This window comes from Citrobacter sp. Awk 2 (genome assembly GCF_028069815.1).
In the GTDB taxonomy this organism is placed as follows: domain Bacteria; phylum Pseudomonadota; class Gammaproteobacteria; order Enterobacterales; family Enterobacteriaceae; genus Citrobacter.
Map to the genome: position 1 here is coordinate 1 of NZ_JANEWL010000149.1, position 6732 is coordinate 6732.

Genomic DNA, 6732 nt, shown 5'->3' on the forward strand with positions numbered 1-6732 from the left:
ATATATAAAATGTCAGAACGTAAGGTAAGTAAAAAACCATGACCATTGCTCTGGAACTTCAAAAACTTAAAAAAACCTATCCCGGTGGCGTTCAGGCGTTGCGGGGCATAGATTTGCAAGTCGAAGCGGGTGATTTCTATGCGCTGCTAGGTCCCAATGGCGCGGGAAAGTCCACTACCATCGGCATTATCAGCTCGCTGGTGAATAAAACCTCCGGTCGGGTTAGCGTCTTCGGGTTTGATCTTGATAAAGATACGGTTAATGCCAAGCGCCAGCTTGGGCTGGTGCCGCAGGAGTTCAACTTTAACCCGTTTGAAACCGTGCAACAGATCGTGGTGAATCAGGCGGGTTATTACGGCGTTGAGCATAAAGAGGCGGTTAAACGCAGTGAAATTTATCTAAAACAGCTCGACCTGTGGGAAAAACGCAACGAGCGTGCGCGTATGCTGTCCGGCGGGATGAAGCGCCGCCTGATGATTGCCCGCGCGCTGATGCATGAGCCAAAGTTGCTTATCCTCGATGAACCTACTGCCGGTGTTGATATTGAATTACGCCGCTCAATGTGGGGCTTTTTGAAGGATTTAAACGATAAAGGTACGACGATTATTCTGACCACCCACTACCTCGAAGAAGCGGAAATGCTGTGCCGGAACATCGGCATTATTCAGCATGGTGAGCTGGTAGAAAATACCTCGATGAAGAATCTGCTCTCCAAGCTCAAATCTGAGACGTTTATTCTCGATCTGGCGGCGAAAAGCCCGCTACCTAAGCTGGAAGGCTATCAATACCGTCTGGTTGATACCTCAACGCTGGAAGTTGAAGTTCTGCGCGAGCAGGGGGTGAACAGCGTGTTCTCGCAGCTGAGCGCTCAGGGTATTCAGGTATTGAGTATGCGGAACAAGGCGAACCGACTGGAAGAGCTGTTTGTTTCTCTGGTTCATGAAAAACAAGGAGATCGCGCATGATGCAGCTCTACTGGGTCGCGCTGAAAAGCATCTGGGCGAAAGAGATCCACCGCTTTATGCGTATCTGGGTGCAAACCCTGGTGCCGCCCGTCATCACCATGACGCTCTATTTTATTATCTTTGGTAATTTGATTGGCTCACGGATCGGTGAAATGCACGGCTTTAGCTACATGCAGTTTATCGTGCCGGGGCTTATCATGATGGCGGTGATTACCAACTCGTACGCCAACGTGGCGTCGTCATTTTTTAGCGCCAAGTTTCAGCGCAACATTGAAGAACTGTTGGTTGCACCGGTACCGACGCACGTTATCATCGCCGGTTTTGTCGGCGGTGGTGTGGCTCGCGGTCTGTGTGTGGGCATTCTGGTCACAGCTATCTCTCTGTTCTTTGTTCCGTTCCAGGTGCACTCCTGGGTCTTCGTGGCGCTGACGCTGGTGCTAACGGCGGTACTGTTTTCGCTGGCGGGCTTGCTGAACGCGGTTTTTGCCAAAACCTTTGACGATATCAGTCTGATCCCGACCTTCGTGTTAACGCCGCTGACCTATCTGGGGGGCGTTTTCTATTCGTTAACGCTGTTACCGCCATTCTGGCAGGGACTGTCGCACTTGAACCCGATTGTCTACATGATTAGCGGCTTCCGCTACGGCTTCCTCGGCATTCACGATGTGCCGCTGGTGACGACCTTCGGTGTGCTGGTGGTGTTTATCGCCGCATTTTATTTACTGTGCTGGTATCTGATTCAGCGCGGGCGCGGGCTGCGCAGCTAAATGTTAAAAGGCGACGTGAGTCGCCTTTTTTTAGCGAATTTGTACTTCCAGTGTGGCTGTTGCCTGATATTGTCCGGTATGTGGCGTTTTGCCGGTGGTATTTACCGGAGCGGTGGTAAATGTCGAACTGCCACTGCCATCCTGATAATCATCGACGGGCAATTCCGTGCTGCCGTTCGGCACGATGGTATTGTCCTCTTTGTCAGAAATACGAATTCCAATATTCTCATTATCGGTTTGCAAATAGTCGTTGTTATGCGGATCGTTAGTGCCTGCTAATGACAGCGAGAGATTGGTGCCATTGGCAACGTTGCTGCAGGTTAAGTTGACGCGGGTGGTGACATGAGATTCCTGCGGGCTGTCGCCAAGGTTGCGGATATCTTTTCCCTGAATATCCGGTAGTTTCACTTCGATAATCTGTCCGGCGTTTATAGAGCAAGACTGAGGAACGGTGATCGTGCCAGAGAGCGTGACGCGCGCGACCGGCGGCACGCCTGGCGGTACGTTATCGCCGCCGCTGGTAGCGGATTTTGATAGATACAGGTTCACGATGGTGGTTTCTGGGATGATTATCTCACCGACCAACGGATGGGTAATGTAGATCCTGACCCTGCCGCGGTTTCCTGCTGTCATCGCCCTCATCTCTGCCCCTGGACAGCCACCTCCTGTTGCGTCAAGATTGCTGACGGCGGAAAAAGGCACGGGGACAAATTGCCCGAGTTTGCCAGCAATGTAGGTTTCAGAGCCGATCTCCAGCTTTCCCGCGACCAGTACGTAATAATACATATAGCCGTAGTAGCGGCTCTCACTGTAGGTGCCTTTTTGCGTCAGGTCGCCGGTTGTGGCGGTAAAGTAGTTATAGCCCCGATAATCAGTATTATCGCAATCACATACGGCGTTGTAGGTAGCGCTGCCGGACCAATTCGATTCAATAATCGTCCCCCGCTGGTTGTTGTCTGTGCTGTCGATCGTCTGATTGACATCAAACGGATAATTTCGGGTGCCGCTTGTCGATTCGCACCATCCTGTGCCGTTGCCAAAGTCTTCGGCCCTGGCGCATCCGGAAAGCGCGACTAACAGTAGTGCACAATACTTCAATTCTTTCAGGTTCATCGTATTCCTTTATTGGCACTGAGCCTGGCTTGTCACAATGCCATTGAGATTTTTTTGCGGGTCGAGGTGGTAGCTGGCGCGGCAGGTTTCATTCGCACGGTTTCCCCATCTCACGACAAGCACGCCTTCCTCTGGCAGCCCGCTCAAGAACACCTGTCCCTTATCAGCGACAATATTGGCCAGACTCTCGTTTTGTTGCGTAAGGCTGACTGTCGCGCCAAAGGGCAACGTGCTTGCGTCCGCGCGCAGAAGCGTGATGAGTGCCCGGTAGCCTTTGCGCGCATCGTAATCAGCACGCACGATGGCATTACGTGTCGGGTAGACGGTCTGGTTATTCATGGGGATATCAACGTTGTCTGCAAAAGTGCTGCTGTCCAGCGCGATATCGTAGCGGTAGTAAGGCGTGACGTTCGGGATCACTGTATATCCGCGGAAGTCGGTCGTAACGCCAGTCTGGTTGACGACCGAGACATTAGACGCGCCGGGCGCTTTGATGAGCACGGCCGCTCCGGTAATCGGTTGGCTCAGCGTTAGCCCATTTTCGTGGGCCAGCATGCCGCCGCTAATACCGTAGCTGACTTGCCGGGAGTCGGGAGACTGGCTATAACCGGCGTTCACGTTGGCATACGTTCCTTTATAGTTGGCGCTTAACCCGCCGGAGTCGCCGCCGGTAGTGCTGTGGCTTTGCTGTATGGACCAGTTCAGGTTATCGTCGCGAAGGGCAGTACCGCTCAGACTGGTGCTGTTAACGGTAGCGTCATGTTTACGGGTGCTGAGCATATAGTTAGCGTACATGCGCGAATCGAGCAGCGCGAAAGGTACGCTTACCGAGAGCGTGAACAGTTGATCGTTTTGATAATACCGATCGTTATCTGTTGCGCTGGACTGATAGGTATTGCGGTTATAGCTGTAACCCAGGGTATAACTCACCGCGCCAAAACGGTTGTTATAGCTTGCGCCCAGTGATTCCATTTTACGTTCACTGCGCCAATAGTTTTCTTTTATCCAGCTCAGTGTGAAGGACCCAAGTTTTCCACCAAGTTGCTGATTTAATGAGCTTTCAAAACGATTATGGCGCTTGCCATAGTAATCGTTGAAGCTCTCGTCTGGGTCCAGCACTTCTTCAAGCGAGTTGTAGTGTTCGCTGGCGTAGCGATACCCGGCAAGTGAAAGCGTGGTCCCTGTACTGACTACCCCTTTGCTATAGCGGACGCGCCAGGATTGACCAGTTTCTTTGTGACCATCATCAAACCGGGCATGTGACCAGGTTCCGTCCAGCGAGATAGCGCCGAGCATCTGCATATTCTGCCCGATCCCCAGTGCGGCAGATTGGTATGTGTTCCCGGCAACCTGTCCGCCGCCATAGAGTGTGATCCCCCAGGGAAGGCCATAGAGCAGGGTTGCCTGGGTGAAGCTATCGCCGGTGTGGTTGCTGCCGTCCCGGTACTTCCCTGCCGTTACGCTATATTTGGCGTGCCCGGTTCGCTGCAGAATAGGCAGTGAAGCGTAGGGGACAATAAAGTGTTGTTCACTGCCGTCGGCTTCCTTGACCGTCACGTCGTAGTCGCCGTTGCTGCCGGTGGGGAACATGTCGTTAATTTCGAACTCGCCAGGCGGGACGGCGGTCTGGTAAGCAACCCGGCCATTTTGTCGCACGGTGACCTGCGCGTTCGAACGGGCAATGCCGCGAATTGTCGGCGCGTAACCACGTAGGCTGTCCGGTTGCATTTGATCGTCTGATGCTAGCTGTATACCGCGAAAGGCAAGGCTGTCGAAGATGTCCGTGGGCGTGTTGCTGTCGCCGAGGGTGAGTTGACTCTTCAGCGCAATAATGTCGCGCTGAAGATAATTGTATACGGTATTCCAGCTCTGCTGCGTGTTGCCATCGCTGGTGTTGGCGTTCCAGTTGGTATAGTTACGAAAACGCCATGGTCCAACATTAATACCCGGCTGAAGTGCCAGATATTGCGAGTCGGTATCCGCCACATCGCGATTTTTTCCGAAGGTCTGATAACCGCTGAAACTGTAGTTGAGCAACAGGGCTGGGATTCCCTCCTGCCACTTTTCCGGCGGCACGTATCCTCGGGCGCTACTGGCAATGTACATTTGCGGGATGCTAATAAACAGTTGCTGTGCCTGAAAATCAAACTGCTGGCTGGCACCTGGGATCAGTGAAAGATCGGCGCATCCCCTGGCGGTGTTCAACGCGGGAAAAAGTTCAGTCTTTACTCCTGCGCTTTTTAATTCCGCTGTGAGTAAACAAGCCTGTAATACCTGGCGGCCATCGGGTAGAGCGACCTGTTGATAATCAACGTTTCGCGAACCCAGTGATGTCTTGTTGATTAAAATATCGGTGTAATAAGTACCCGGTAGCTGGCTTTGGTCAGTGGCAAATACGGAGAGATCTGCCGCTGTGATCTGTTGCGATCCGCGGTTTTCAATAAATGCCGGATCGAAGTAGTCCCTGGCCCAAACCTGATGCGTCAGCGCGCAGTGAAGCGCAACCATAAGAGCACTGCGTGAGAGATAAAACTGCACAGATTGTCCATTCCTCGTGCTCATAAATCATCCTTGGCCGTGTTTTTACTGCTCTTGTTTATGTATTGGTCCCGTCCCCCCAAAGTCATTAATAATTGACCAGGTGATGACACCACTCGCCCCCGACTGCAATGTGTACTGCGCGCTACCAAACGGCGGTGCATAGCGCGGTGCTTTCAGTTTGCTGCCACCGACCGCTATTTCGCCGAAATTCATGTAGTAGGGCGTTGGGTTGCGGACCGTTAATATGCTGCCGCTTCTTGACCACTGCAGCTGGTTGGTCACTTTTTCGGGTGTTTGCTTTAATGACGTGGGGCGGTAAATCAGTTTAAATTCCGCTTTAATCGCAATTTTAAGTTTGTTGCCTTTATCATCCGGATTAGTTCCGGGAATGGACTTGATATCTAACCAATAAAGGGACTCTCTGTCTTCGGGTATATTTCCACCTGTGCGAATAACACGTAAAACATTTCTTTTACCACCATCAAGTCGAAATAGTGGAGGGGTTACCATAAAAGGTGCATCACCTGTTTTACCCGTTTCACTAATTGACTGTACCCACGATTGAATTAAGTATGGGACGTTGTCATTATTGCTTATTGATATTGACTCATCTTTTGCATCGCCGTTAAAAATAACGCGCGTGGCACCAATGTTGATTCCTGCAGCATGAGCAAAAGGACAGGCGAAAAGGCTGACAGCAAGAACTGCCTTCGTCAAAGGATTCATCATAACCTCAACAAACAAAAGGGCCAACCCGCGTTGGCCGCTATGGATTAGTTGTATTGCAGGTAGAAGGTTGCAGTCGCGTCAACGCTACCCGCCGTTACGGTGTCGCTGGTTGAGATAAACTGGGCAGAGAATGGCATGGAAATTTCGGTCTGGCCGCTGGTGAGCGTAGATTTCGTTGACCATGCTGATTCATCATTCAACGCCAGCGCAGTATTGGCACTATCCAGAATTTGCACGCCTACACCGGTTGCATCACCCGTGTTTGCCAGTACGCTGGTGTCATACGGGTCCTGCGTACCTTCAAAACGGGTTTGGATATTTTCGTAGATTGATGAATCGCAGTTTTCCAGATCGATGGTGAAGGCTTCATTACTTTGCGTTTGCCCGGCAGCAGTAAAAACGGAGGCAAACTGGTCTTTCAGCGTGACGTCAATAGAGCTGGTCTTGACAGTACAGGCGTTTTGCAGAATTGTCCCTGTGATGTGGACGGTGCCATCGCTTGCAGTATCGGCTAATGCAGAAGTGGATATCAATAATGAAGCGAAAACCATTGTTTTCATTTTTTTGTTCATGAACTTAATCCTTTAAGATTAATTATTAATAACACAGTGTTAATC

The 6732-nt window shown here is 51.3% G+C and carries 6 protein-coding genes; 2 read left to right on the top strand and 4 right to left on the bottom strand.

What is annotated here, in order from left to right; translation table 11 throughout:
• The first annotated feature begins 38 nt into the window (after positions 1-38).
• Positions 39-965, top strand: coding sequence for an ABC transporter ATP-binding protein (locus NNO02_RS22055; protein ID WP_271440522.1), 927 nt, complete (start codon positions 39-41; stop codon positions 963-965).
• Entirely contained in the window at positions 962-1732 is a 771-nt protein-coding gene (locus NNO02_RS22060; protein WP_003829467.1) for an ABC transporter permease, read from the top strand. The genes NNO02_RS22055 and NNO02_RS22060 overlap by 4 nt, the downstream gene beginning before the upstream one ends.
• Before the next feature lie 30 nt (positions 1733-1762).
• Here the strand turns inward: NNO02_RS22060 and NNO02_RS22065 are convergent, their stop codons facing one another.
• The 4 genes from NNO02_RS22065 to NNO02_RS22080 are packed head-to-tail and all read right to left on the bottom strand — an operon-like array spanning position 1763 to position 6687.
• Positions 1763-2845 (bottom strand): fimbrial protein, encoded by a 1083-nt coding sequence (locus tag NNO02_RS22065; protein WP_271455753.1) that lies wholly within the window; start codon positions 2843-2845, stop codon positions 1763-1765.
• A gap of 9 nt (positions 2846-2854) precedes the next feature.
• On the bottom strand, positions 2855-5407 hold the full coding sequence (locus NNO02_RS22070) for a fimbrial outer membrane usher protein (protein WP_271455754.1): 2553 nt from the start codon (positions 5405-5407) through the stop codon (positions 2855-2857).
• Between the two features lie 21 nt (positions 5408-5428).
• Positions 5429-6112: a fimbria/pilus periplasmic chaperone gene (locus NNO02_RS22075; protein WP_271440527.1), complete on the bottom strand. Its 684-nt coding sequence runs from the start codon at positions 6110-6112 to the stop codon at positions 5429-5431.
• A gap of 47 nt (positions 6113-6159) precedes the next feature.
• Positions 6160-6687 (bottom strand): fimbrial protein, encoded by a 528-nt coding sequence (locus NNO02_RS22080; RefSeq protein WP_271440526.1) that lies wholly within the window; start codon positions 6685-6687, stop codon positions 6160-6162.
• Positions 6688-6732 lie beyond the last annotated feature (45 nt).

Coding starts and splice junctions, on each gene's coding strand:
- NNO02_RS22055 (WP_271440522.1), top strand. CDS start 39: ATGACCATTGCTCTGGAACTTCAAAAACTTAAAAAAACCTATCCCGGT.
- NNO02_RS22080 (WP_271440526.1), bottom strand. CDS start 6,687: ATGAACAAAAAAATGAAAACAATGGTTTTCGCTTCATTATTGATATCC.
- NNO02_RS22070 (WP_271455754.1), bottom strand. CDS start 5,407: ATGAGCACGAGGAATGGACAATCTGTGCAGTTTTATCTCTCACGCAGT.
- NNO02_RS22075 (WP_271440527.1), bottom strand. CDS start 6,112: ATGAATCCTTTGACGAAGGCAGTTCTTGCTGTCAGCCTTTTCGCCTGT.
- NNO02_RS22060 (WP_003829467.1), top strand. CDS start 962: ATGATGCAGCTCTACTGGGTCGCGCTGAAAAGCATCTGGGCGAAAGAG.
- NNO02_RS22065 (WP_271455753.1), bottom strand. CDS start 2,845: ATGAACCTGAAAGAATTGAAGTATTGTGCACTACTGTTAGTCGCGCTT.